This is a genomic window from Isosphaeraceae bacterium EP7, from assembly GCA_038400315.1.
Lineage (GTDB): Bacteria > Planctomycetota > Planctomycetia > Isosphaerales > Isosphaeraceae > EP7.
This window is the reverse complement of sequence record CP151667.1, coordinates 5,229,424-5,255,257: the sequence shown is the minus strand read 5'-3', so window position 1 is coordinate 5,255,257 and position 25,834 is coordinate 5,229,424. Positions and strand designations below refer to the sequence as shown.

The 25,834-nt window shown below is 66.2% G+C and carries 23 protein-coding genes, 1 tRNA gene and 1 pseudogene; 9 read left to right on the top strand and 16 right to left on the bottom strand.

Features of this window, described 5'->3' with window-relative positions; all coding sequences use genetic code 11:
* Positions 1–165 precede the first annotated feature (165 nt).
* The 3 genes from EP7_RS20450 to EP7_RS20440 all read right to left on the bottom strand — a co-directional run bounded on the left by EP7_RS20450 (position 166) and on the right by EP7_RS20440 (position 2,038).
* On the bottom strand, positions 166–1,149 hold the full coding sequence (locus EP7_RS20450; protein ID WP_463524000.1) for an IS630 family transposase: 984 nt from the start codon (positions 1,147–1,149) through the stop codon (positions 166–168).
* Between the two features lie 172 nt (positions 1,150–1,321).
* Positions 1,322–1,738: a helix-turn-helix domain-containing protein gene (locus EP7_RS20445; RefSeq protein WP_463523999.1), complete on the bottom strand. Its 417-nt coding sequence runs from the start codon at positions 1,736–1,738 to the stop codon at positions 1,322–1,324.
* A gap of 48 nt (positions 1,739–1,786) precedes the next feature.
* A complete protein-coding gene (locus EP7_RS20440) occupies positions 1,787–2,038 on the bottom strand; it encodes a type II toxin-antitoxin system HigB family toxin (RefSeq protein WP_463528444.1) in 252 nt (83 codons plus the stop codon).
* A gap of 1,149 nt (positions 2,039–3,187) precedes the next feature.
* Between EP7_RS20440 and EP7_RS20435 the strand changes: the two genes are divergently transcribed.
* A complete protein-coding gene (locus EP7_RS20435) occupies positions 3,188–4,237 on the top strand; it encodes a hypothetical protein (RefSeq protein ID WP_463523998.1) in 1,050 nt (349 codons plus the stop codon).
* A gap of 169 nt (positions 4,238–4,406) precedes the next feature.
* Positions 4,407–4,607, top strand: a complete 201-nt coding sequence (locus EP7_RS20430) for a hypothetical protein (RefSeq protein ID WP_463523997.1) — start codon at positions 4,407–4,409, stop codon at positions 4,605–4,607.
* Here EP7_RS20430 and EP7_RS20425 read toward each other — a convergent pair.
* Positions 4,600–5,313: a hypothetical protein gene (locus EP7_RS20425; protein WP_463523996.1), complete on the bottom strand. Its 714-nt coding sequence runs from the start codon at positions 5,311–5,313 to the stop codon at positions 4,600–4,602. The genes EP7_RS20430 and EP7_RS20425 overlap by 8 nt on opposite strands.
* Positions 5,314–5,601: 288 nt before the next feature.
* On the opposite strand from EP7_RS20425, the gene EP7_RS20420 reads away from it, so the two are divergent.
* Positions 5,602–5,796 (top strand): helix-turn-helix domain-containing protein, encoded by a 195-nt coding sequence (locus tag EP7_RS20420; RefSeq protein WP_463523995.1) that lies wholly within the window; start codon positions 5,602–5,604, stop codon positions 5,794–5,796.
* Here the strand turns inward: EP7_RS20420 and EP7_RS20415 are convergent.
* The 3 genes from EP7_RS20415 to EP7_RS20405 form a co-directional block, all read right to left on the bottom strand.
* A complete protein-coding gene (locus EP7_RS20415; RefSeq protein WP_463528443.1) occupies positions 5,789–6,283 on the bottom strand; it encodes a tyrosine-type recombinase/integrase in 495 nt (164 codons plus the stop codon). The genes EP7_RS20420 and EP7_RS20415 overlap by 8 nt on opposite strands.
* Before the next feature lie 15 nt (positions 6,284–6,298).
* The gene (locus EP7_RS20410; RefSeq protein WP_463523994.1) at positions 6,299–6,871 is read right to left on the bottom strand and encodes a hypothetical protein; all 573 of its coding nucleotides are present in this window, start codon (positions 6,869–6,871) and stop codon (positions 6,299–6,301) included.
* Between the two features lie 65 nt (positions 6,872–6,936).
* A tRNA-Gln gene (locus tag EP7_RS20405) sits at positions 6,937–7,007 on the bottom strand.
* Between the two features lie 211 nt (positions 7,008–7,218).
* Between EP7_RS20405 and EP7_RS20400 the strand changes: the two genes are divergently transcribed.
* Positions 7,219–8,058 (top strand): hypothetical protein, encoded by an 840-nt coding sequence (locus EP7_RS20400; protein ID WP_463523993.1) that lies wholly within the window; start codon positions 7,219–7,221, stop codon positions 8,056–8,058.
* Between the two features lie 9 nt (positions 8,059–8,067).
* Here EP7_RS20400 and EP7_RS20395 read toward each other — a convergent pair whose 3' ends face one another.
* From EP7_RS20395 to EP7_RS20370, 6 genes are all read right to left on the bottom strand, one after another.
* Positions 8,068–8,622, bottom strand: a complete 555-nt coding sequence (locus tag EP7_RS20395) for a hypothetical protein (protein ID WP_463523992.1) — start codon at positions 8,620–8,622, stop codon at positions 8,068–8,070.
* Positions 8,623–8,644: 22 nt separating this feature from the next.
* A complete protein-coding gene (locus tag EP7_RS20390) occupies positions 8,645–10,375 on the bottom strand; it encodes an ABC transporter permease subunit (protein ID WP_463523991.1) in 1,731 nt (576 codons plus the stop codon).
* A 22-nt stretch (positions 10,376–10,397) separates the two neighbouring features.
* Positions 10,398–11,330, bottom strand: coding sequence for an ABC transporter ATP-binding protein (locus EP7_RS20385; protein ID WP_463523990.1), 933 nt, complete (start codon positions 11,328–11,330; stop codon positions 10,398–10,400).
* Between the two features lie 69 nt (positions 11,331–11,399).
* Positions 11,400–14,003 carry a hypothetical protein gene (locus EP7_RS20380; RefSeq protein WP_463523989.1) on the bottom strand — a complete coding sequence of 868 codons (2,604 nt, stop codon included), beginning with the start codon at positions 14,001–14,003 and terminating at the stop codon, positions 11,400–11,402.
* Between the two features lie 112 nt (positions 14,004–14,115).
* On the bottom strand, positions 14,116–14,721 hold the full coding sequence (locus EP7_RS20375; protein ID WP_463523988.1) for a nucleotidyltransferase family protein: 606 nt from the start codon (positions 14,719–14,721) through the stop codon (positions 14,116–14,118).
* Positions 14,718–15,800, bottom strand: coding sequence for an XdhC family protein (locus EP7_RS20370; RefSeq protein ID WP_463523987.1), 1,083 nt, complete (start codon positions 15,798–15,800; stop codon positions 14,718–14,720). The genes EP7_RS20375 and EP7_RS20370 overlap by 4 nt, the downstream gene beginning before the upstream one ends.
* Before the next feature lie 124 nt (positions 15,801–15,924).
* Between EP7_RS20370 and EP7_RS20365 the strand changes: the two genes are divergently transcribed.
* From EP7_RS20365 to EP7_RS20350, 4 genes and pseudogenes are all read left to right on the top strand, one after another.
* The gene (locus tag EP7_RS20365; protein ID WP_463523986.1) at positions 15,925–16,524 is read left to right on the top strand and encodes a Maf family protein; all 600 of its coding nucleotides are present in this window, start codon (positions 15,925–15,927) and stop codon (positions 16,522–16,524) included.
* 60 nt (positions 16,525–16,584) lie between these two features.
* Entirely contained in the window at positions 16,585–17,604 is a 1,020-nt protein-coding gene (locus EP7_RS20360) for a M28 family peptidase (RefSeq protein WP_463523985.1), read from the top strand.
* 527 nt (positions 17,605–18,131) lie between these two features.
* Entirely contained in the window at positions 18,132–18,410 is a 279-nt protein-coding gene (locus EP7_RS20355; protein ID WP_463523984.1) for a KGG domain-containing protein, read from the top strand.
* Positions 18,411–18,500: 90 nt separating this feature from the next.
* Positions 18,501–18,569, top strand: a pseudogene (locus tag EP7_RS20350) (hypothetical protein); the annotation flags it as partial.
* Positions 18,570–18,770: 201 nt separating this feature from the next.
* On the opposite strand, the gene EP7_RS20345 reads toward EP7_RS20350, so the two are convergent.
* From EP7_RS20345 to EP7_RS20335, 3 genes are all read right to left on the bottom strand, one after another.
* Positions 18,771–19,067 (bottom strand): hypothetical protein, encoded by a 297-nt coding sequence (locus tag EP7_RS20345; RefSeq protein ID WP_463523983.1) that lies wholly within the window; start codon positions 19,065–19,067, stop codon positions 18,771–18,773.
* 151 nt (positions 19,068–19,218) lie between these two features.
* The gene (locus EP7_RS20340) at positions 19,219–19,941 is read right to left on the bottom strand and encodes a TMEM175 family protein (RefSeq protein ID WP_463523982.1); all 723 of its coding nucleotides are present in this window, start codon (positions 19,939–19,941) and stop codon (positions 19,219–19,221) included.
* Between the two features lie 176 nt (positions 19,942–20,117).
* Positions 20,118–21,125, bottom strand: a complete 1,008-nt coding sequence (locus EP7_RS20335) for a DUF1570 domain-containing protein (RefSeq protein ID WP_463523981.1) — start codon at positions 21,123–21,125, stop codon at positions 20,118–20,120.
* Positions 21,126–21,667: 542 nt separating this feature from the next.
* Between EP7_RS20335 and EP7_RS20330 the strand changes: the two genes are divergently transcribed.
* Positions 21,668–25,741 carry a type II secretion system protein GspD gene (locus EP7_RS20330; RefSeq protein WP_463523980.1) on the top strand — a complete coding sequence of 1,358 codons (4,074 nt, stop codon included), beginning with the start codon at positions 21,668–21,670 and terminating at the stop codon, positions 25,739–25,741.
* Positions 25,742–25,834: the final 93 nt, after the last annotated feature.

Here is a 25,834-nt window from a genome sequence, read left to right as displayed (position 1 = left end):
GCGGTGAAGCGAAGGTGCCTGCCCCGCTCTTCCCTTGTGTGAAGGTCGCCGGGGAACCGCTCCAGACCCATCGTGCGTCCGGCGGGTGATTCTGACGGTCGATTGTCGGGTCCTACGGATCGTGCAAGGGCGGAGAGGTTGAGGACTTCGAGGCGACGGACGATCCTAGCCCGGTTTTCCTTTGAGCGTGTCGGTTGACGCCTCTACCCCGCTCCGGTATCCGCAGTGGCCGAACCAGCCGCGGAGGTCGCCCGGCTCGACGGCCCTCAGGCCGTCGCCCATCGCACCGATCCGCGCCTCGGCCGTCCGCGCCTTGGCCGACCTCAGGTGCGGCTTCAGCTTGGAGAACATCGACTCGATCGGGCTGAGGTCCGGACTGTACGGCGGCAGGTACCGCACCTCGGCCCCGGCCGCCGCGATCAGCCGGCCGACCTCGGCCGTCTTGTGGCACGGCAAGTTGTCGATGATCACGACGTCGCCCGGACGGAGCGTCGGGGCCAGGCACCGGCCGATGTCGGCCTCGAAGCAGGCGGCGTTGGTCGCCCCGTCGAAGGCCAGGCAGGCCGCCGCCGGCACGCCGTCGAGGCGAACCGCGGCGGTCAGCGTCGTGACCTTCCAGTGGCCGTGCGGCACCGGGCCGTCGACGCGGACCCCGCTGGGGGCCCGGCCGTGGGTACGGTCCATCGCCGTGCTGGCGCCGCTCTCGTCGAGGAAGACCAGCCGCCCCGGGTTGACCGCGGCGAACTCCTCGCGCCAGGCCCGCCGGTGCGCCTTCAACTCGGGGCGATCCCGCTCGGCCGCCCGCCGCGACTTTTTTGGCGGCGTGATGCCCAGTCGCCTCCGCGCCCGGTGCACGGCCGACGGGCAGCAGCCCACGCCGGCGGCCTCGGCCAACGGCGCGAGCGTGGCGTCGTCGTCGGCCCGGACCGCCTCGCGGAGTCGCCCCGCGGCCTCGCCGTCGAAGGCCGGGGCCCGCCCGCCGCCGTGCGGCCGGGGGGCGATCGAGCCGGTGTCGCGCCGCGGCCGCACCAGCTTGCCAATCCAGGTGACGCTGACGGAGAACCGCGCGGCGATCTGCTCGCGGGTGCCGTCGCGCCGGTCGCAGGCGGCGAGGACCCGCTCGCGCAGGTCGGTCGAATAAGCCTTCATCCCCATGCCCTCCATCCAGGAAGGGATAACAAGGGACAACCGGCTCAGTCAAAGTGAAACCGCTCTAGGTGTGCCCGGGAAGGGCGTTATCGGGCGGGTTTGAAACGAAGAAAGGCCGCCAGCCCCTGGGTGGGGGCTGGCGGCCTTCGTGAATCGGCTCAGCTCATCTCAATCAGCGGGGCAGGAGCAGTCGCGGCGAGACACCGAACCGCTTCGAGAGGACGGCGATGTGCTCGGAGGTCGGTGCCCGCTGCCCGCGGACGAGCGCGGAGATCGTCGACTGGGAGATATCGAGCTCGTCGGCCAGCTCGGCCTGGCTCCTGTCGCTGCCCTCGACTAGCGCGCGGATGACCTCGTGGACGGCTGCCGTCGGCGAGGGAATGGTCGCATTCTCGTAGACCTCGATCAGGTCGGTAAGCGCGCCGAGATACTCCCGGCCCCCCTCGTCGAGCTCGCAACAGAGGAGGCCGTCCACGACGCCCAGGGCCGCCGCCAAGTGCGCGGCGTCGCGAATATGGGCGAGCTTAAAGTCGTTCACCAGCGCGATGTAAGTATTGGTCGGAGCGTAGTTTTCGATCGCCGTCGCCATAGCGCACGTCCTATCGCTTTTAGGAACCCGGGGCCGATGCCCCTGGGCTCAGACAGTCCCTGGTTTGTCGGCGGGCTCGTAGCAACTGCATCGGGTCAACCAGCGTCGCTTGTCGTACTCGGCGTGGTCCATCGCCGCGCAGACATGGATCTGCTGGGCCCGGTAATCGACGCGTGCGATCAACCTGTACCTGTTGTTGACGACGTCAAAAACGATGCAATGACCGACAGCGTCGGTCTTACCGAAAGTCTGCTTCAGCTGGCCCCAGTTCGACCAGGACACGTCCTTGGCGATGGCGATCCAGCTGTCGAAATCGATGCGCGCCCGCCGTGAGTCGGCAATGCGCAGGCCGAGGAAGTCCTCGATTCAAGACCTACCGGTGATCTTCATGCGAGTCTGATCGGCTCCCCGAGGGGCCCATTGGTAATATAATCGCAATTCGCGATAATCCAAGGAAAGGTTTCCAATGTGCAGCGTAACCGGGAAACCTTTTCGATTGCCTCACCATCCATTGGATCTCCGGGGGCCGGGATATCACGCATGCGGATATCGTAAATAGGATGACTTAGCGGATTTAGGTGGACCCACCCCGGCCACAATCCGCGTTGTCTAGACCTGTTGATGACGACGACGGCGGTCGAAACCATAGATGCCCCGCAAACGACGATTATTTAGGTATGCCCGGGAAAGGCCCTGGGAGGCCCGTGGTGGCGCTGGCGAGGTCGGACGTCTAGCTGTGCGTCGGAGGTGATCGTGCGCCCACCAGCACAGGAGCAGGGCGTTTGCTCGTGCCGCCGGCTAACCTGGTGACCAGTGGGCCGTGGCCAGAATCAGAGGAACGGTGGGCGGGGCAGTCACCGAGGCGGGCACCCTGCACCCACCCTACGGGTTGCTGATCCCCTCGAAGGCCGCAGGCCGAGAGAGGGGATCAGCAACTGCGTCCTCAGAATTCTTTTCTTAATCTCTCTTCCAAGACTCTGGATGGGATGGGCACACCACCCCCCGAGGTGGGTGTCCTTTCTAGTATGAAATACTAGAAAAACGCGCGGGCGCGTAAAAGTGAACGCGTGCATGATCACTTTCCATACCATAAGCATTTACCTGGTGCTGGTGATGCCCTGGCCCGATTTCACCGCCTTTGGACCAGTTGCATGCCGATATGACTGTGCCGTTCACACCTCTGACCGCACGCAACCACGCGGCGATCACGCCCTAACCACAGGTTGCCCACAACCAATCACGTCCTGGCCCCAGATTGATCGCGGTCCCAGTGTCCTGGTGTGTCCACGTGCCCAACTCGTTCGACTGGTTAGATTTACGATGTATCCATGATTCAACATGTCCGGCCCAGATCACAGGTAATTCCATTGGGGCCTTGCGCGGTGTGTCCTGATAGCGCTCTACTGGCGATCCGCCCGCCATTCCTCGACACGTACGCTGGATCAAACGATGCCCGACGCCTTCGCGGCCCGCTGCGCCGAGATGCTCAGGAGACTGGACCTGTTCCGCGCCGAGCTCGTCGGCTACCTGGCCGACGGGGCCCACATTGAGCGCTCCGCCGAGGACGACGAGAGGCCCTCGGAGCCCAGAAAGAGCGGCAGCTGGTGGCCGGAGGCGATCGTCGCCGCGCTCACGGCCGCGGGCGGTCCTCTTACCTCTCCGGCCGTCGACGACGCCGTCCACGCCTTGGATTATCCGGGGCTGGAGGACCTCGCCGTCCGCAGGAAGCGGGCTTCGACCTACCTGGGTCGCCAGAAAGGCAAGACCGTCCGTCAGGTCGACGGCTGCTGGGACCTGATCGACAGGCCCGTCCCGCAGGCGGCCTCGGAGGCCGCTGCCGTCGTCGACGACCTGCCCCTCGGCTCGAGCAAGCCCGACTCCATCGCCCCGTACCACGTGACCAAGCTGAGGTCGATCCTCGAGGAGAAGGCCAAGGTCGACGAGCTGCCCGCCGAGGAGCGGGAGGCCCTGGCCGCCGCGGCCGCGGCTGCGGCCCGCGCGAAGGAAGAGGCGGACCTGAGGCAGGCCGCGAAGGTCGAGAACGACCGGATCCGCGCCCGCCTCGGCCAGCTCTGGGACACGCTGGCGACCCAGCGCCGGAAGAAGCAGGACTGCACCGAGACCCTCGGCAGCATCGCCGCGACCCGTCACCCCTTCGTGGTGCCCGCCGGCCCCAGGCTCGTTGCCAGCTTCGACGTCCCCGCCCAGATCACCTTCGAGGACGACGCCGATCGGCCCGACTGTGCCATCGGCTCGGACCCCGGGGCGCAGACCGCCGAGGGCTTCATCCCGATGGACCACGACGACCTGATCAGGGACTTCCCCTTCTTCTACACAGAGGTGGGCGGCTACGACGCGTCGAGCCGCGACGACAAGGTCCGGCTCGCCCGCTACTTCAAGGGCGACCCGACGGCCCAGTTCCCGCCGAGGTGGACGCCGGCGGAGCGCGAGCGTTACGTGAAGGAGCACGAGCAGGCGCTGGCCGAGGCGAACGCCTGATTGCCGGCAATAGGTTGACCTGTACGGTCTTACGACAAACGACAACGCCCCGGGTAGAGCCCCGGGGCGTTGTCGTTTGGGGTTTCCAGGCAACGCCATATGTGCAACCGGTCGTCCGGTTTACAATGGCCGCGCCTCGAGATCAGGCAGACGACGGGGACGGTCACCGATGACGTTGACGATCCGGAAGAAGACGATGCTGCTCTGGGGCGCCATTGCGCTACAGCTCGTCGCCATGTTCCTCGCGGCACGATACGGCATGCCGGGCAGTTGGCGCGCGCCGACAGGCGGCCTCTGCTACGTCGCCGCCGCGGGGATCTTCGCGATGGGTCGCTACTCCCAGCGCGTCGACCCCGACCCGGTCACTTGACCTTGTTGAGGGCCTCCAGCAGGGGGCCCTGCTCGGCCTTGAGCGCGCGGACCCTGGGGAGCATCCGCTGCTGAATGTCGCCGCTCCCTCCCCAGCTCGTCGGCAGCCAGCCGTGGTTGATCTTGTCCAGGTGGGGGGCGACCTGGGCACGCAGGGCCTCGAGCTTGACCGGGTCCTGCTCCTGCGAGAAGTTGATCAGGTTCGTCTGGTCGGCCACGGGCAGCCCCTTGACGTAGGCCGCGTCGGTGGCGTCCTGGGTCGGGGGCTGTGCGGCAGTCTGGGGCGCGGCGGCCGCAGGGCCAGGAGCCGCCGCGCTGGCCGCGGGTGCGCCCTCGGACCCGCCCATCAGCTGGGTGAGCAGGCCGGTGCCGCCCGCGACGGCCGCGCCGCCGCCGAGCATCGACATCAGTCCGCCGCCCATGAATGAGCTGATCAGGCCGACTACGGCCAGGGGGATGCCCAGCGACACGGCCAGCTGGCTGGGGCCGTCCATCTTGCCGAAGAAGTCGTCGAACATCTTGGTCAGGTCGCCGCCGTCCTGAGCCTTGCTGGTGTCGTAGCCGACGGCTTGGAACTGCTTGGCCATCTCGTCGGGGCTGGTGGAGGCGACCGCCCGCTGCATGGCCTTCTCGGGGCCCTCCTTCATGAAGTTGTCGAGGATCTCCGGGCCCTTCTTCCCGGTCGAGGTCTCCAGCGCCGGCAGCATCTTGGTGATGCTCTGCTTGACGGTGGACTCTAGCTGGGCCTTGCCCTCGGGGGTAGCTGCCTGGGTGGCGACGGCCTCGGGGGTGAGCTGGGAGAGGGCCTGCTGGCCGGCGTGGAAGCCCTCGACGTGGGCGGGGACGGCCGCGGCATCGGCGAGGGCGGCATTGCAGGCATCGGCCTCAATGCCAGTGGCTCGCAGGTATTGATTACGGGGCGAGCTTGCGCGTGCCGCGAAGGGGCGCTATCGTTGAAGATGTGAACGGAGTGGACCCCCGGGAGGATGGCGACGATGCGGGTGAAGCAGGCGGCGGAGAAGCTTGAGATCAGCGTCGGCACGGTCTACGCGCTGATCCGGTCGAAGCGGCTGAGGTGCGCGCGGCACGGCCTGGGCCGGGGGACGATCCGGATCACCGACGAGCACCTGACGGCCTACACCCGCGGCGCCGAGGTCGACGCCGTCGGGCCGCTGAAGTGGATCAAGTAGGCGGGTCGCCGCCGGGCTTCTTGACCGCCTGCTGGGCCGCCCTCCGCAGGTAGTCCTTCTTGGCGGCGAGCTTCGAGTAGTGCTTCGAGACCATCGCGGTGCTGGTGTGGCCCAGCAGCTCCGCGACGGTGGCGATGGGCACCTCGTTCTCGAGGGCGTCGGTCGTCCAGCTGGAGCGGTAGACGTAGGCGGTCACATCGGCGTCCAGGGGGTCGACCTTGCGGGCCCGCTTGCGGCGGAACCGGCAGTTGATCGCCTGCAGGGTCCAGGGGTTGCCGACGGCGTTGCGGAAGAGCAGGCCCGACGGGTGCAGGATGACCAGGCGGGCGAGGACCGCGGCGAGGTCCGCGGTCAGGTAGATGAACCGGGCCGCCCCGGTCTTGCCGCCGGTCTTGTGGTCGGCCAGGGTGGCCACGCCGCCGGGGAGGTCGACGTCGGCGGCGGTCAGGCGGATGACCTCCCCGGAGCGTGCCCCCGACTCGGCCAGCGCGACGAGCAGGTCTCAGAAGGGGTCGCCCTCGGGGTATAGGGCGAGGATGTCGCCCCGCTCGGGCGCGGTGAGGATTCGCTCGCGACGCACGACTGCCGGGCGGCTCATGTGGGCGATGGGGCTCTCGGTCAGGCGACGGGTCTTGACTGCCCAGCTCATGACCCGCTTCAGCGCGGTGATTGCGCCCCGGCGGGTCGACTGACCCCAGGTCCGCTTCCGCTTGGCGCGGAGCCAGCGCTCGACGTGGGACTCGTCGACGGCCGCGGCGTCGATCGCCGGGTGCCGGTCCTTGAAGTCCTGGAGGAAGAACCGGTACCAGTCCCGGGTCTTGGCCTTGCCGGTCTCGTCGACGAAAGCGAGGAACTCGTCGAAGAGTCGGGCGGCGTTGATCGCCTTGGTGGCGGGGGCCAGGCCCCCCTCGCGCATCCGGACGTGCCAGGCCTCGACGATCTCCGGCGGCGGGGCCCAGCCGCGCTTGCCCTTGACGGGCGGGCGATCGGCGGGATGCGGGCCGAGCCTGGTCTGGACGCCGTCGATCTCGACGTACCAAGCGTTGGTCTGCTTGCGGAACCAGGGTTCCTGCACTTTTCCTGCACTTGGGAGCCGTCGCCCCAGCCGTCGCCGGCCGCAACTCCCTACGCTGTCAGTAGTTGGGGATCCAGGATTCGAACCTGGACTAACTGATTCAGAGTCAGTCGTGCTACCGTTACACCAATCCCCAATTTGCAGGGCTAGTTTCGTCCAGATCCCCATGATTGTCAAGGTCGAGGTGACCAAGTTTCGGTCTGAGGGGCGTGTTCAACACTCTCCGCTTGCCTTCGCGAGGGTCGCGCGTTGTCATCGTTGGAGGATCATTGCTCGTGAGTCATTTGTCCTGGGCCCGCGATGGGGTCGTTCGATGATCTGGTCGTCTTCGAGTCAAGACGGCGTGAATGCCCGCGTTTTCAGCGAAGGGGAGCGACGTGCAAGGGAAGTTCAACCAATCGCCCGGTCCCGACTCGAGCGGCGGTGGCTACGATCTCGAAGGGCCCGACCCGATCGATGAAGAGGACGTCACGCCGATTGTTCCTCCGATCCCGGCGCGGGCCCAGCAGGCTCGGAGTGAGGAACCTTCGGAACGTACCGATTCCCGAGCGAGCAAGCCCCGTCGTCGGGGTCTTGAGGCTGAGGAAACGGTGGGAGAGGTCTGGAGCCGCTGGGGTGAGTCGGGGGGAGATTTCGTCAAGATCGTGCTCGTATTTCTGCCAATTCTCTATCTCTTTGGGAATATGGTCTTGTCGGGCGAGATCGGCCTGGCCTTGCTGATCCTGGTCGTCGGCGGCCTGTTGCTGATGTGGCTGGCCTATCCCGTGCTCATCACTCTGGAACGACCCGTTCGGATCACGCCGGAACAGGCTTTGAAGGATTACTACGAAGCCCTGTCACATCACAGGCCGCATTTTCGCCGGATGTGGCTGCTCTTGAGCAACGAAGGCCGGACGGGGACCCGATTCGGTTCGTTTGAGGGGTTCAAGGCGTATTGGAATGAGACGCTGACGAGGATGCGTCATGGTCGTGCGTCGAGTTGGACTCCGGTACAGTTCGAACTCCAGAATTTCAAGGCGGCCAAGAGCGCGGGGGAGACGGAGATCAACGCGACGTATCAGGTTGCGGTTTTCCTCCGGGGGAAGCGGGCCGACGGGCCGATTGAGGTGGTCAAGGGAAGCGCCAGCCTGGTGCGCGGGCCGGACCGGATGTGGTATCTAGACGACGGGACACTTCCAAAGGGCTGAGGTCCGCACTCAGATGCCGACGGACTCGAAGGCCCGGACGATCAAGGCCGTCGCAGCGGTGAGTGCCCCAAATTCGAAGCCGAGCCGCTCGCGGAGGTCGTTCGTCGGAGAGCCCCCAGGACCCCCGGCGAGTCGAGCGGTGAGGACGAAGGCCAGCCAGGCCCAGGCGAATGGGCCGAGGAACTGGTCGGTCGAAGCCTGGAGCGAGACTCGTCGGAGGACCTCCCAGGTGGGGCACTCGCCACGCCTTCTTACCTGGCTGGCGACGATGGCCGCAACGATGGTCCCGATGTTCAAGCCGGCATAGATCATCGCCATCGACCATGTCCATCGACCGAGGCCCCACGACACGGGGAACTGCCCTCTGAGGAACTCGACGGCGAGGCTCAGGCCTCCGACGATCGCCGCTGCGGTGAGCATGTTCCCGCCGAGGACCCTCAACCAGGCGCCGAGCGGGGCGCCCCGGAGCTGGGCCAGCATGACCGGCTCGGTCGCCTGGCCAGTCGCGAGGGTCAGTCCCAGTGCCAGGGCGAGGATCAGCTGCATCGAGGCGGAGATTCGCATTCGGACCTCGTCGGAGTTCGGCTCAGGCCGAGGCCCGCCACCATCGCCATCGGAAGACCTGGTAGGTGATCCCGTAGAGCACAAGGCATGCGGGAGGATAGATGGCGAGGAACCCGACCCAGACCGGGATCCGCCACGAACCATCACTGATCAATGCCCCGGGGCGGGCCGTCGCCGTGTTCACAATTCCTGAATCCTGCGAAGCGTTATCGGGCCCATTTCGCCGCGAAGGCTGCTCCCAGGGAGGAGCCAAGGTCACGTAGACAGTGGGACGGTCGGCGGTGGCGGGGACGCTCAGGGCGGCGGCAAAGGGGCTGATCATCGTCAGGCCGGCGAGCCGCTCTTCGTTGATCTCGGTGAAGCCGAGCAGGAACTGGCTCAGACCTACCGGCCCGGCGAACAGGACCAGGAGCGTCATGTACGTCATCACAAGGGCCGCGCTGGTCTTGCGCGCCAGCGACGAGCAGAGCAGGCCGATGGAGGTCGTCACCAGGCAGGTGGTGGCGATGATGAGCAGGTAGACGAAGAACGTCCAGGGACGGTCGCGTAGCTCTTGCACCAGGAGATAGGCCAGCACCAGTTGCTCGACCAGGAGGAACGTCAGGACGGTCGAGACCCGGAGTGCCGCGATCAGCTTGGCGAAGATGATCTTGCCGGGCGTCAGGAGAGTCGTCAGCAGCAGGCCGAGCGTCTGGCGCTCTCGTTCCTGGGTGATGCTCCCGGCCGAGAAGACGGGGCCGACGAGGAAGTTGAAGGTGAGAACATAGGCAACGTAGTAGCCCGTGTTTTGCGGTCTGAGGAAGAGCAGGGCCGCCATCAGGGGGATCGACAGAAGCATGCTCACCTGGATGACTACCCGGAGCATCAAGGTGCCCTGGGCGAAGATCTCGCTACGCAGCTCCTTGTCGAGCACCGGATTGGTGCCGTCGGGCATCAGGTCGGTGCGCTTTGCTGGCGCGAAGAGCTTATCCGGGAACATGTCCCGGTCGATGATCACGCCGATGGCGAACTTCATCTCCTGCTCTTCGTCGACCACATCCTTCCCCTCGCTGCCCACGTCGGGCGGCCTGAGGAGGCGGCGATTGATGGCGATGACCAGCACGGTCCAGATGGCCAGGCACCACGGCGGAAGGATGGCGATCGAGACGAAGTCACGCGCCACGGTGTCATCGGTGCGGGTCAGGGCGACCGAGGTCACGGCGAGCGGCAGGATGACCAGGTAGCTGACGAGCAGGGCCGAGCTTGTCCGGCTGAAGACGCTCGAGCAGGCGACGCTCAGCAGGCCGAACGTCCCCGCGGCGAGGATCAAAAGCAGGTAGGCGCGGACGATCTCGGACATCAAGATCCCGCCGAGCAGGAAGCAGAGGATCATCAGCGGCAGGCTGGAGAGGATCAGGATGACCAGGTAGGTCAACGAGCTGAGCAGCTTGCCTACCAGGATCCGAGGGGGTTCGAGGGGGCTGGCCAGGAGCATCTCATAGGTCTTTCGTTCTTTCTCGCCGGTGATGCTGCCCGCGGCGAAGGTGGGCGCGACCAGGGCGACCAGGAAGAACTGGCCCAGGAAGAAGAGGTCGAAGAGGCGCTGGGCCGCACCGGCACCGACCTGCCTGGATCCCTCCTCGCCGGCCGGCCAGGCGAAGTAGACCACCGCGCCCAGGAAGAGCACGTAGGCCAGTTGCAGGAGGAATGCGCGAGGGGATCGCAGATTGACCAGCAGCTCGCGGATCAGGACCGGGTTGTCGCGGAAGATCATGCGTGCCCCATGCCCGTCGTGGTCAATTGACGATGCCCTTGGTGATCATCATGAACACCTCCTCGAGCGAGAGCTGCTCCTCGGAGAATGAGCTCACGGGGACCCCCGCGCCGACGAGTCGCATCAGAAGGTCGGCCATCTCCCCCTCTTCGCCTTCGAACTCGGCGGTGAGGGTGTGGTCGAACGACTTGATCTCGCGCACCCGGCCGTCGTCGCGTAGGATGGCCGCGGCGGCATCGGTGGTCACCTGATGGCCGATCTTGACCCGCAAGACCCGATGATTTCGCAGCTGGCGGGTGATGTCGGCGATGCTGCCGGCGGCCAGGAGCCTCCCTCGCTCGATGATACCGATCGACGTGCAGAAGTCGGCAAGCTCCGAGAGAATATGGCTGGAGATGAGGATCGTCTTGCCCATGCCTCTCAGCTCGCTGAGCAAGGCCTTCATCTCCAACCGGGCACGAGGATCGAGTCCCGAGGCCGGCTCGTCGAGGATCAGGACGGGCGGGTCGTGGACCAGCGTCTTGGCCAGGCAGAGCCGCTGCTTCATCCCCTTCGACAGCCCATTGACGTAGTCATCTCGCTTGTGGGTCAGGTCGAGCAACTCGAGCACCTGCGCGATGATCGGTTTGCGGCGGGCGCGGGGGATCTCATAGGCGACGGCGAAGAAATCGAGGAATTCCCAGACCTTCATCCCGTCGTAGACGCCGAAGTCGTCGGGCATGAAGCCGATCAGCCTGCGTACGGCCATCGGATCGTCGACGACCGAGTGGCCACCGATGTGACCCTCGCCCGACGTGGGTCGCAGGAGCGTGGCCAGGAACCGGATCGTCGTGCTCTTGCCGGCGCCGTTAGGGCCGATGAAGCCGAAGACCTCGCCCTTGCCGATCGACAGGTTCAGATCGTCGACGGCGAGGAAGTCTCCGTAGCGCTTGGTGAAATGGGTCACCTCGATCATAGGTTGTGCGACTCCAGGCGCATCGGAGATCTGGGGGCGAAGGCGTCGTCAGTCTGGGGAAGCCCTGATTCATGGGACGATCTTCGAGTTTGGATCGGGCTCGGCCACGTGATCCTGGATCCTGGGCTCGGGTTCCTGTTCGGCGGGCGGCTCCGCAATCGTCGATATCATCCGGCCGTCGAATCGAGGCCCGTCGGGGCCCGGGACGGCCGGATAGGCCAGATGGACGACGACCATCGTCAGGCCACGGTGACGGTCGACCTCGGGATCGAGCCTGGAGCCAGGTTGATGGCCAGGCAGCCAGGCGACCAGCCGGACCTCACCCCTTTCCTCAGGCCGTTCGCCGATCGAGTGGCCGAGGAGACGGAGATAGGGGTTGGGATCGAGGGGGCCGTCGAATTTCGCCGGCGTGTCACCCTCTTCACCGGCCTCAGGCAGTACCGCCGATGCGCCTGGCGCAAGCGTTCCGACCGGGAAGCTGCGACTTCCAGCCTCAGTCTTTTCAAGGACCCGGGCGTCCTTCAGTTCCAGACCCGATCCGTTGTCGATCCTCCGACCCTTGCCGTCGGCCACGATCCGGATCGATCCGCCCAGGTCCACGTACTGCTCGGCACGGAACATCGAGAGTGTCCTCGGCTGGACGCGGATTTCGCCGAGCAGGGGCACGGGGCTGGACTGCCAGATCGACTCGGTCACCTCCTCGCCACGCAGCGATCGGCCGTGGTCGAACGGAAGGGCGAGCGCCAGGGGATCGTTGGGAAAGCTCATCGAGAACCGGACTCGACCGCTCGTCGACAGGCTGCCGATCCGCGTCAGGTGGGCTCGGGTGTATCCGGGTTGGACCTCGATCAGGTTGATCTCATCGCAGGCCAGGTCATAGCCCAGGTCGTAGGCTGCGGCCCGCTCGACTCCGACTGCAAAGCCAAGGGCGAGGATCGGCACGAACAGCCAGGCCCACTCCTTCCGCTTCAGCACGAACCGGCATAGCAGCCAGTTCAAAGGGATGACGGCCAGGATGTAGGAGACGACGATCTTGAGCACGAACCGGGAACTCGGGATCGAGATTCCTGAGGCGGTCTCGAGGCTCGACCGACAGAGCCTGGGGAAGTCGTTCGCATCGATCCAGGACGCCACCGGGGGCTCCGTTGTGGGTCGTTCCGTGGCCGACATTCCCTGTGCCCAGGTCGGGCTGAGGCGCGAAAGGAACGATCCATCGGATTGTGGAGGCACGATCGGAACATTGCCGGGAGCGGATTCCCCAGGGCTGGAGATTCGCTTGGATTGCGGGAATAGCTCTGCCCGGATCTCGGTCGGGGCGGACGCGTCTCTCGCCAGGATCCGATACCAGCTCAGATCGCCGCCGGCCAGGTGACGATATCGCGGCGCCAGAAGCTCGCCCGAGGGCGTGAACCGTGGCTGATGGTCGATCTTGATTTCGTCGGGTCTGCGGAGGATGACCCGTCGGACGAAGGTGTCGAGCCCGGGCCAGGCGATCATCGCCGGGTCGGTGGGGTGGAGCCCCAGCATCAAGACCCGCCCGCGGCCAACGCGATGCTCGGCGCCTATGATCCGCCCCGTGCTAGCATCCAGCGCAATCGGAGTCGCACCGGGCCTTGGCTTGATAAGATCGAGGAAGATCGGCCGGTTGCTGGCCGGCAAGATCGGGACAGGTTCGCGGTACTGGCTCCCCATTCGCTCGATCGCCTCTTGCGGCGAGAGCGGCTGCGGTTGCGGGTCATCGAGGTCGCTGGGCCGGTTCAATGGCTGGTAGGCCTCGGAGAGCGGCTTCAGGTCGGCGGCGTTAAGCAGCGCGCTCTCGCCGGACGACTCGCCTGGGAGATAGGGCTGGAGGAAGCTGTCGCGGAGCGAGCCAAACGAAGGTCCCGACCCGCCGAGGAGGATGAGCTGCCCCCCCCAGTGGAGCCAGTCGAGCATCGCCTGCTGCTGCGCGGGGCTCAGGGCCTCGGGAGCCATGTTGTCCCAGAGGATGTGGCTGATGGTTGACCACGATCCGGGATGCGGCGAGACCAGCGGCTTGCCGGCTTCCAGGGGGAGCACAAGCCGGTAATAGCGGGCGGCCTCGACGGCGGTGGCATTGGTCGGGTCTTCGAGATAGAGGGGCTGGAGCGCGCGGAACTGATTCCAGCGGGCATAGCCGTCGGTGGTCTCGCGGCTCATGACCACGATGACCATCTGATGCGGCTCGAGAACCTTCATCGGCGAGAGCCACTGCTCGTCGGGTCTCACCGAGTCGGGTCTGACCAGCGCGAGGCTCAGCTCCTTGGGCACAATGGGAAGGAACGCCTGGAAACTGACCCGCGACCTCGCTTCTCTGACGAGCCTGGCGTCGCGGCGATAGACCATGGCTGTGGGTAGGCCGAGCAGGGGAATCTCGGCCGTCTGGACCAGCCCATCGTAATCATCGTGATTGGCCCGCAACTCGACGCTCAGGGTGCTCCAATGAGAGGGCTTGACGTAGGGCAGGACGTCGAACGGCGCGACCTGGGTGCGGAAGACCTCGAATGGGGCCCGCAGCTTCACCTGCTCCGCGGTCTCCTTGATCGGTGCATCGCCGAGTTTTTGAAGAAGCTGTTCCTCCTGCTCGGTGATCTGGGCTGTCGCGGCGGGCGCCAGCGCGACGAGGCCGAGGAGGAGCCAGGAGGGCAGGGCCAAGCGAGATCGACACGCTCTCGTTCGCAAGGTGCGTCCCTCGTTCTTCGCCCGATCGAATGGGGGTCAATGACAACAGTCTAACCTCACCCCATCGCGACGGAAAGGGCCGCGTTCACGGGGCGTCGCCGAGCCTGTCCTGCCACTTCAAGTAGTCCTCGGGGGTGTCTAGATCGGCCGCGGCCAGGTCGTCACCGACCTGGAGCGGCCGGGCGATCGAGGAATGGTTCCGGACGAGGGTATTGATGCCGACATCATGTGGCAACGCCTGGATTTCCAGGGCAACCGACCAGGGCAGCAGGAGCGGATGGCCACGCTTGCCCTGGTGTTCCGGCATCACGATCGAAGCAGGGGACTCGTGCCAGTGGGCGATCAGGTTTGAGACGAGGCGGGCCGTGGTCCCGGGGCTATCGCCAGGGCAGATGAGGATGGCCTCGGGAGTCTCGGCTCGCGACATGAGCAAACGAAGACCAGCCTCGATCGTGGCCCTCATGTCGGCCGTCGGGCTTGCCAGCCTCAAGGTCTGGGCCCCGGCGCCGAGGCACTCGGCCTCGATCTCGTCGCCATTGGGCGGGACGACGGCGAGGACGGGGTCCGCTCCGCCTTCCTTCAATGCATGAATCAGTCGGCCGATGACGGAGCGGCCGGCGAGGGGGAGGATCAGCTTGGGCCGGCCCATTCGAAGGCTCTTGCCGGCCGCGGCCACCACCGCGGCGATCATGCGCGGACCGCGCCGGGGGGAAGGTGGCGGCCGGCCGAGGCCGGGACAGCCCCGAGATTTCGGCGGGCGATCAGCTCGGCAACGATGCTGATGGCGATCTCGGGGACGGTCTGCGAGCCGATATCAAGCCCCACCGGCGACGAGACCCGGGCCAGGCTCGCCTCGTCGATCCCCGCGTCGCGCAGGGCCTCGAAAATCATCCTGATCTTGCGAGAGCTACCGATCAAGCCGACATAAGGGGCGATCGTTGGGGCCAGCAGGTGCAATGCTTCCTGGTCGTGACCATGGCCTCTGGTCACGATGAGCGCGTAGGTATTGAGGGTGACCTCCAGCGATCCGAGGGTGATCTCGATCGGACCGACGAGGCATCGCTCGGCGGTGGGAAAGCGCTCGGGGTTGGCGTACTGACGACGGTCGTCGACGACCCAGACATCGAAATCGGCGCGCGCGGCGAGTTCAGCGACGGCCTGGCCGACGTGGCCGGCTCCCACGATCACCAGGCGAATCCTCGGCAGGGTCGGCAGCATGGCGACTCCTGCCCGGCAAGTGGGTCGAGGGCGGTCGGCGAGCGGCACGAGCTGCTCCGAGGCCGAATTCGAGCCGTCCTGGGCCGGCCATGCGCCGGCAAGCTGGCCGTCGAATCCGAAGAGGAACCGCGAGCCCAGGACGCCGCCGGCTCGGGCGGGATCCACAATCACGGCCTCGGTGTAGCCCTCGCCGGCTTCCAGCAGCCCTTGATGGGCGCGGAGATAGGGCAGGGGGACGGGGCCGCGGAGGGCTTCGGTCAGGATGACCATCTTGCCGCCGCAGATCAAGCCGTCGGCCCAGGCGTAGTCGTGGTCAAGCACGAAGCTGGAGAGCTCGACGCCTGTGCGGCCGAGGCGACGCATGGCCGATTGCTTGACCTCGGCCTCGACGCAGCCGCCACCCAGGGTCCCAAGCTGCCCACCATCGGGATCGACGACCATCAAGGCGCCGGCCTTCTGCGGGGTCGAGCCCTTGGTCTCGACGACCTGGCAGACCAACCGCTCCTTGCCTTGCTCCAGGGCGGCGATCAGTTGTCTCAGGATCTCGCGCATTGGTTGGTGCCGGGCAAGGGGTTAGGACGCGCCGGGTTCGTTTCGTAACGGCAAGGTTCGGCTTGATTCTAGCCGGGGGCGAGGGGAGAATCGAGGGTCACTGATTCTTGGACAATTTGCATGCGTGGGTGATATTGTGGCTGTGCCGTCCTTCATCCTTGCCAGCGCGTCACCCAGGAGAAGGCAGCTTTTGCTGGAGGCGGGGTATGCCTTCGAGATTGACCCCTCGGACATCCCCGAGCCCGAGCCGCCCGCGGGGACGGACGTGGCCTGGTATGTGGCCGATCTGGCGTGGAAGAAGGCGCGGTCGGTGGCCTTGCGGCGTGGAACGGGGTTGGTAGTGGCCGCGGATACGGCCTGCTCCGTCGAGGGGCAGATCCTCAACAAGCCGGTCGACCGCGACGATGCCAGGCGGATGATCCGGCTCCAGGAGGGGCGGGACACCGAGGTTCTGACCGGGATGTGCCTTTACCGGGCTGGGACGCATGAGTGGACAGGCGCGATCGAGGTCAGCATCTGCCGGTTCCTGGTTCTGAGCGACTCCGAGCGCGAGGCGTTCCTCGACACCGGGCGCTGGGAGGGCAAGGCTGGGGCTTATGGGGTGCAGGATGACGATCCATTCGTCCGTGTCGTTCGGGGGAGCTGGTCGAACGTTGTCGGTTTGCCCATGGAACGGCTGGCCGGGCTGCTGAGGTCGTGGTCGGGCGTGACGCCGGGGGCCTGAACCGGCTATCATCGGGATCCGGGAAGGTCAAATAGCGATCATGAGCGGGGATGGGACGACATGGGACAGAGCCGCGTACTTACCTGGTCTCGCCTGGCCGCACTGAGCCTGGCCGTGGGCCTGCTCGGCTTGCTCTCCCTGTCGCTGCGGCCCACGGCCGTCGAATCGAGTTCGATCATGTTTGATCCGGAATCCGTCGCGATGATGGCACCCGCCCCCATCGACGGCAAGCGGGCCTACAAGCATCTCGTCGACATCTGCGCGATGGGGCCCAGGATCGCCGGGACCGCGGCCAACACGGCCCAGCGTGCGCTGGTCGCGGCCCATTTCACCAAGCTCGGTGGGGCCGTGCGCGAGCAGCCGTTCACGGCGAAGGATCCGTTGAGCGGCAAGGACGTCCGCATGGCGAACCTGATCGGCTCGTGGTTCCCCGAGCGGACCGAGCGGGTGCTGCTCGGCGTGCACTACGACACCCGACCTCATCCCGACATGGACCAGGATCCGGTCAAGCGCAAAGGACCGTTCCTGGGCGCCAATGACGGGGCCTCGGGCGTTGCCCTGCTCATGGAGATCGCCGAGCACCTCAAGACGATGGACACACCCTGGGGTGTTGACCTCGTCCTCTTCGACGGCGAAGAGCTCGTCTATGACCAGGAAGGCGATTACTTCCTGGGCTCGAAAGAGTTCGCCAAGAAGTATGCCGAGGTCGACCGGACCAAGGCCGGGCAGCCCCATTATGTCGCGGCGCTGGTGCTCGACATGATCGGCGACAAGGACCTGCTCATCAACCAGGAGCCTTACAGCCTGGAGTTCGCCCCCAACCTCGTCCGGAGCGTCTGGTCGGTCGCGACTCGCCTCCGTGCGAAGTCGTTCAAGACCAGGGTTGGGCAGGCCGTGATGGACGACCATCTCCCCCTGAATAATGCCGGGATCCCGGCCATCGACATCATCGACTTCGACTACCCGCACTGGCACACGGCCAAGGACACGCCTGACAAGTGCTCGGCCGAGAGCCTGGAAGAAGTCGGCCGGGTCGTGACGGCCTGGCTCGCGTTACCCAAGACGACCCGTCGACGCTGACCGCCGAGTTCCGAGACGGCCCTGTGCGGTCGTGAGGACGCGGCGACTGGGCTCCTGAGGCGGGCCTTACTCGGTTGATGCGGAGAACGGGGGAGTGACGCTTGCCTGTGCCGCAGCCGTAGTCCGACTGCATCGTCCCGGGGTCGCTTGACGCGCCGGGGCTCGTCGCAGGTTGTTTCGTCTCTCGGCGACATCGCTCCTTGTGGGGGCTGATGAAATCTTGCATTCTGATGCAAAGACAGGTGACCAATCTAAACCGTGCTGGAATGGTATGGACTTTGCGGTCGTTTACGCCGACGAGTAGCGAGCTCGTTCCTCCCCAACCTGAAGTTGGTCGTTGCCTCCCATGAAATGGGCAGGAAGAGGCGTGCTTTCGCCTCGATCAGACGCGCCGGTTCGATCGCGAATCGCGGATTTTCAGGAATGTCGTCCCTCATCCCTCAGTGGGTCCGAGCGGTGGAGGACGTCGCGCCTTGGCCGAGCGTTTAGACTCGGCTTGGGGGGCGCAATGAAGGGAGTTCGGTCCCATGGCTGAGAAGAGCAAACGCGGTTTTGCCGCGATGGATCCCGAACAGCAGCGTGAGATTGCCAGGGAGGGCGGCCGCGCCTCGCACCGCAATGGGGGGGCACACGAGTTCGACTCGCAGGAAGCGTCCGAGGCCGGTCGCCGCGGCGGCGAGGTCGTGAGCCGGGACCGTCGGCACATGGCGGAGATCGGACGAAAAGGAGGCGAGGCTTCGCACCACGACGCCACGCCCCACCACGAGTCGGCCACACACCGTTACCGGAAGGCTGCCAAGCGTTAACAGGCAGGTGACAACGAGCCGGGCCACAGGAACGCTCGCGCCGCCCACGAACTCAGTCGAAGCGCCCCCGAGCACAATCGCCTAGGGTTCGCCGCGATGGACCCCGAAGGCCAGCGAGAGATTGACCGCAACGGGGGCCGGGCGTCGCACGGAGGCTAAGGTCGGGACATCAAGGTAACGTGGAAGATCAAGGGTGAGAAATCAGAGGCGGCACGCCCGATCAGGACGAGATCGCCGTGTGAATGATTGACGTGATCAGCAACACCGCCTTTCCCGAGCAACGTTCTGTTCCTCGAATTCGCACTGCCGCCCGCAGATTGGAATGAGCCCTTGAGGGAGTCGCGAACTGCCCGACGAAATTCAACGTCCGCCCCGTCGCAGGGCATCACGTTCCCGACGGGTGACTTCCAGATCGAATCTGGCGGCCGAAAGTTCGAGGTGGAGATTTTCCAGGGCGGCCTTTGCCACGGCCAGCACACGGCCTCGGAAACGGGCGTCGTCGCAGACCTCATCAATGAGGGGCTGCAAATCCCTGGTCCATTCTGCGGGAAGCGCGGCAATTCGCTCGCGCAAAGCCATGAGCTCGGCGGGGACGGAGGCTTCATCGACCGACTGAGTCGACATGACGGTCGGTTGAGTGCGTGCGGACGAGATCATGGGTGTCACTCCTGGTGTTGGCACCCAAATCTAGCACGTAAAATTGGGAAGAGCGGGGGGATTGGGGCGATTTTGTCGTTCCAGGATTTGTGCAGCCCGGAAGGCCTTCCGTCTCGGGCTACTCCTGGGTTCGCGGACCTTGATTCGGGGCCTAGGAACGAGGGCCTTGAGTCGGCGGGCTTTGCGAGAATGCCTCGTCCACGGTCGGGATTCGGCCGGCAGGGGTCGGTTCGGTCGCGGACTCGGAGAACAGCCTGATTCCTCGAAGTCCCGGGCCGAAGGCATAGGCGAGCTGGATCAGGATGATGAAGCCAATACTGAAGGCGTTGTCAAACAGGCAGAGCAGGGCCCCCAGGGCATAGAGCAGTTGCGAGCTGATAAGCCGATTGTAGATGGCCGGTCGGATTTGAGGGTCGATGCCGGGCTTGAGGTGGCCGGCCCCGGTGGCATAGGCCCAGCTCGTGAGCAGCAGAAGTCCGAGTGAGAGAATGTTGAGCCAGTAAAGGACCAGGGCAATCCGGTAGTCGTGAAACTCGGACAGGAGCTTGGTCGAGAACGGCATGATCGAGACGCCGAAGAGGTAGCTCATGTGGATCCAGGCGAGATGGCGGTCGCACTGGGCGAACTGATTGAGCTGAGTCTGCTGGCTCGTCCAGAAGATGCCGAGCGTGATGAAGCTCATGGCGAACATGATCAGGCGGGGTGTGAGTGCGGTGAGCGCCACCCACAGATCGTGCTCGGAATGGACGTTGGCGATCTCGGGGACGTGCAGGTCCAGGACGAGAAGGGTCATCGCCACGGAAAAGATGCTGTCGCTGAGCGCGGCCAGGCGTTCGACGCTCCGGCCCGCGATGCGGTTATAAAACGATATCATGAGCACGTCTCGGGACGGGCTGCCGTCCTTGAGCCTGCGAACGAATGGGGCGGGCGCGAGCGGACCGGGCAATTCCGGATCCTCTCCCGAGCGACCGCTGGATCATGGGAACTTCCCGCTCGAAAGGGAAGGCCACGATTCTCGAGGGCGAGCGTGGTTAGTCGGCCGGGCGGAACTCACGCTCCCGGGTTGCGCTTCAGCAAGCGGATCGCCAGTTCCTGCAAATCGGCGTCGAGCCGGTCGATCGGCCCCAGATACTTGGAGCAGAGCGCCAGGCGATCTGGGTTGGCCCTGGGATCGGTCCCTTTGAGGGCTTCGAGCAGGTCGCGGAAGCGGGGGAGCAATTGGGGGTCGGACATGAGGTGATAGACGAGGAGCCAGCTCTGGGAATAGCCTTGGAGGCGCCGGTCGATGGTACCGACGACACCACGGAGGACGTCGTCGTTGCGGAGCATCCGGTCCAGGGGGATCCAGTCGTTGCCCTTGAGCCTTCGCTGGCGAACCAGGTCCTCCATCCGCATATTGTTGATCCCGCCCGGGGGCGTGCTCCCGCTGAACTTGCGGACCTCGCCATACATGGCCATCCCCTCGACGATCGCGTAGGGGTTATCGGCCTCGCGCGAGAGGATGCCGGTGTTGTAGGTGAGCTGGTGGGTGGCCTCGTGGGCGAGGGTCAGCATATTGGCGTAACCGGGCCGGAGCGGGGCCGACTCTCCTTCCGGTCGGAAGTCGAAGACGATGAGCCGGTTGGAGGCCCGATCGTAGATCCCGCCGACGCTGGGGCCGGGGTTGGCTCCCAGGAACGCGACGAACGATCGCCGGCCGGAGGCTGCGACGACGGTCAGGTGCTGCTTGGGGGGTGTGACGTGGAACCCCTTGGCCCGGTAATGTTCGACGAAGTCGAACGCCACCGCCTCGCAGTCGATGGCCGTGTTGCGGAGGAACTGGGCGTCGCCGTCGCCGATCACCTGGAAGAGGGTGCTCTTGACGAGGTGGAGCTTGCCCAGCTTCTCCTTGCGGGCGATCTCGCGGACCTGATCGAGTTGCCCGGCCGCGTCGAGCGTCGAGGGCTTCGCCGTCTCGTCGGGCGCGTCCGCACGCGCGAGCCTGGAAAACGGCGAGGCAAGCGTGGCGAAACCTGTGATGAGGGCGGCGCGGCGGCTGAGCATGGCGTTGGTCGTCATCGGGTCCGGCTCCCGGTCGATCGGTGGACCGCTTCGGCTGGCGAATCCATTCCGCTTTAAGATAGCTCTTCGCCTCGACGGCGACGTGCGCGAGTTTGTCGACTTTCCCGGAAATCGGGTCATCGAATCGGGAGGAAAGGGAAAGTCCGTGGCCGGTTGTGACGATAACTCAGGTTGACCGGATCTTGCGATCGGAGTAATTGTCCGCACCGACTTTCCCCCGTCCCCGGACGCGTCCCCTGTTTCCTCACCCTTGAATCACCCCCGACGCCCATCCGCACCTCGGGTGAAACCGGGTACGACAGCCGCCGCCCCTGCGGGCGATGGCCCGAGCAATGGTTCGCACATTACGTGTCACACGCTTGGACTCGTCAGAGATCGTCGCCACGGAAGTCGGCGATCGTCTGAGCGTGCGGCGGAAGGAGGTCGCGTTGGGAAGTCTCAGAACGACTGCAATCCTCTTGATTCTCGGCGCTTGGGGAGCGCCCACGGATGGCGCGCCCCCCGATGCTGCCACACCGGCAACGCGGCCGGCCGCACCCGTGCCACCGTCAAAGTACCTCGAGGCCGGGGCACAGCTCTTCAACAAGGGCCAGTCCGCGCTCGCGGCGAAGTATTTCAAGGCCGCCTCCGACTATCGGGATCAGCTAACCCCCAATGAGCTGGTCGTCCTCGACGACTACCTCAGCAAGATGCCGGCCCCGACCGACTCCGCGGTGGTTCCCGCCTCGACGGTGACCACGACGCCGAGCCCCTCGAGCCCGGCGGCCACCGTCACGGCCGAGCCCCGAACCTCGACGGCCGACGCGAAGCAGAAAGCCGACTGGCTGCTCCGCTCGTCCCGCGAGCAGATCGGTGCGGGCAATTATGACGCGGCCGAGCAGAAGCTCAACGAGGCCCGCGCCCTCAACGTCAAGTGGGGCCTCTTCGGAGACACCCCGACGCGGGTCGCCGAGGCCCTGGCCAAGGCGAGGCCCAAGACGGGCAGCCCGACGGCGAGCGGCTCGGCGAAGCCGACCGACGCCCGCCAGGCGAAGGTCGCGGCCCGCGCCAAGCTGAAGGAAGCCCGCACGCTCCTCTCGAAGGACGACTACGAGAAGGCCGAGGCCCTGGCCTTGGAGGTTGGCACCTGGAACCTGAGCTACGGCCTGGTCGAGGACAGCCCCGCGAAGGTCGCCTCCGCCGCCCGTGCCCTGCGTAAGCGTGACCTGGCTCGCAACACGTCGGCCAAGAACCTGCCGAGCCTGGCCATCTACGAGATGCTGGTGAAGGAGTCCCGCGAGCTGGTCGCGGCCGGCAAGTTCGACGACGCCGAGACGAAGGCCCGCAAGGCCCAGCTGATGGACGTGACCCCGGCCCTGAACGCCGACCGCGCCGAAGCTGTGCTGCACGACGTCGAGATGGCCCGCGCTCGCGGTGCCTCCCCGACTCAGGAACTGGTCGCCTCCCGCGACGCCGTCGTGGCGAAGTTCGCCACGCCGAGCGACCCGGCCGTCCGCCAGGTTCAGGCCACCGCCGAGGACGTGGCCGCCGCGCCCCTGACGCTGACCACCCCCGAGGCACCGGCCCCGCTGGATGCCCCGGCTGCGTTGGCCGTCCCCGACGCGGTCGCCCCGCCCGCGACCGACGCCCCTGAAGCCGCACCGGCGGCCCCCGCGGGCACCTCGCCCGGCGAGGTCCTGCTGGAACAGTCCACGATGATGCTGGGTGCGGGCAACTTCGCCGAGGCTAAGGCCAAGGCCGCCCAGGCCAAGGCCGCCGGCGGGGTCGACGGCCCGGCCGACGAGCTGATCGCCCAGATCGCCCTCTCCGAGCAGGGTGGTGCCCTCAGCCTGTACGAGGCCGCCCTCGACGCCGTCCGCAAGGGCGACACCTCCCGGGCCCGTGCCCTCCTGAATGAGCTGTCCAACAGCGGCGTCACCATCGACGAGTCCACCACGCAGAAGGTCCAGCAGCTGCTGGCCACCCTGCCCAAGGACGGCGAGCCCGCCGGCAAGGCAACCGCCTCCGACCTGGCCCGCGACGACGCCCACGCCCTGGCCGCCCAGAAGCTGAACGCCGAGGTCGGCACCAAGGTCGCCGAGGCTCGTCGCCTGCTCGAGACCGACCCCGAGAAGGCCATCAAGGCCCTCGAAGAGATGCGGGAGGCCGTCAAGGCCGCCGACATCGACGCCTCGGTCGCCAAGACCATGAACCGCAGGCTCGAGGTCGCCATCGAGCTGGCCAAGAAGGACAAGGTCTCCTTCGACGTTAAGATGAAGGATAAGACCTTCCGCGCCGAGATCGAGCGGAAGCGGCTGCGGATCCTCGAGGCCGACAAGGCCAAGAAGGAGCAGATGAAGGGCCTGATGGACAAGGCCCAGAAGGCCCTGGCCGACGGCAAGTACGCGGAGGCCGAGACCCTCGCCCGCCGCGCCGTGGAAATCGATCCCACCGACGTCACCGCGACCGCCATCGCCTGGAAGGCCCGCGTCCAGCGGAGCTACACCCGGGACGAGGAGATCAAGCGTGACAAGGAAGCGGGTGCGATGGTCGCCTTCCAGGAGGCCGACGCCGCCAGCATCATGGACCCCGAAGTCCAGATGAAGGGCTTCGCCTTCGCCAAGGACTTCGGCGACCTCACCAAGCGTCGCCGCGAATTCCTGGCCCGCACCGCTCCCAAGCGTGACCAGCGCACCCTGGACATCGAGTCCAAGCTGGGTGAGTCGATCTCGCTGAACATGGCCAACCAGCCCCTGAGCGAGGCGGTGGACTTCCTCCGCAAGTACACGGGCCTGAACATCGTCACCGACAGCAAGGCCCTGATGGAAGAGGGGCTGACCAACGAGTCTCCCGTCAACCTTCAGGTCAACAACATCCGCCTGAAGAGCGCCCTGAAGCTGCTGCTCGGCCCGCTCGGCCTGACCTACAAGGTCACCGACGACGTGCTGATGATCACCAGCCCTCAGTCGATGACTCAGGCTACCTACGCCCAGCCGCACTATGTCGGCGACCTGGTCATGCCGGTGAAGGGCCCCCTCAGCCCCGACCAGGCGGCCGCGGCCGTCGGCGGCGACGGTCAGAAGGTCCCCAACTTCGCGATGCCCGTCGGCGGCATGGCGGACAACAGCACCACCCCGGTGGTCGGTGAACGGCCCAACGCCGACATGACCCCGCTCATCCAGCTGATCGTCGCGTCAGTCGCGCCGGGCACCTGGAGGGTGTACGACGAGAATGGCAAGGAGAACAGCGCAGCCTACGGGCTGGGCGGCGGGTTCGGCGGTGCGGGCGGCTTGAATGACACGCCCGAGCCGGTCGGCTCGATCATGCCCTTCTTCCTCAGCATCAGCCTGATCATCCGCCACACGGCGGAGGTGCACGGCGAGATCGAAGACCTGCTCCGCCAGCTCCGTAAGTTGCAGGACCTGCAGGTGTCGATCGAAGTCCGGTTCATCACCGTCAGTGACAGCTTCTTCGAGGAGATCGGGGTCGACTTCGACTTCAACATCCAGTCCGACGTCGTCGGCAAGAAGTCGTCCTTCGCCATCCCCAACGGCTCCGGATTCACCGCAGGCGGTGGCACGGGCGGCGTCGGCGGCGGCACGGGTGGCGTCGGTGGCGGCACGGGCGGCACGGGCGGTATCGGCGGTAACGCCGGGACCGGCGGCGGCGTCGGTGGCGGCGGCACGGGCGGCGGAGTCGGCGGCGGAGCGGCCGGCGGCGTCGGCGGCGTCGGCGGCGGGCTCGGCACGGGCGGCGGGGCCGCGGGCGGAGCCGGCGGTGGGACCGGAGTTCAGCCCTACATCCTCAACACCCAGCGAGACCACGCTTACGGCAACAACGCCCCGTTGGTCGTCGGCCGGGCAAGCTCGGGCGATCCGGGCAACATTACGCCGGACCTGGCCATCCCCTTCACCCAGGGGAGTGCCAACCTGATCTCGCCGTTCAACGCCCTGACCAACGCCGGTGCGACCTTCGGCATCTCGTTCCTCAGCGACCTTGAGGTCTTCCTCTTCCTCACGGCCGCCCAGGGCGACACCCGGTCGAACATCGTGCAGGCCCCCAAGATCACGACGTTCAACGGTGCGTTCGCCTCGATCACCGACAGCGTGACGCGTTACTACGTCGCCCAGGTCACCCCGGTCGTGGGTGCCGGCTCGGTCGCCTTCCTGCCGACCCCCGCCCCGCTTCTCGACGGCGTCTTCCTGAGCGTGACCCCGGTCGTCTCCTCCGACCGCCGTTACGTCCGGCTGACGATGTCCCCGACGTTCCAGACCTTCGCGGAGTTCCAGACCTTCCCGGTCCCCGCCGCGGTGGCAAGCTTCGGCCTCGCCGGCGGCGGCGGGTCGATCACCGGCCAGATTCAGCTGCCGGTGATCACCATCACGCAGATCAGCACCACGGTGACCGTGCCCGACGGCGGTACGGTTCTCCTGGGTGGTGTGAAGCGGATGCGTGAGGAACGCAAGGAGTACGGCGTTCCCGTGCTGGCCAAGACCCCGCTGATCAACCGCCTGTTCCGCAACATCGGGATCGGGCGGACGACTGAGAGCCTCATGCTCATGGTCACCCCCCGGATCGTGATCCTCGAGGAGGAGGAAGAGAAGCTGGGCATCCCGCCGACGCTCTCCAACTGACGTGGAGGGCCCGCCGGGCTCAGGTTGACTCTTCTCAACGCGGCAGGCCGCCGGGGACTCTCCCCGGCGGCCTTCGTGCGTCGACGGGCCGGC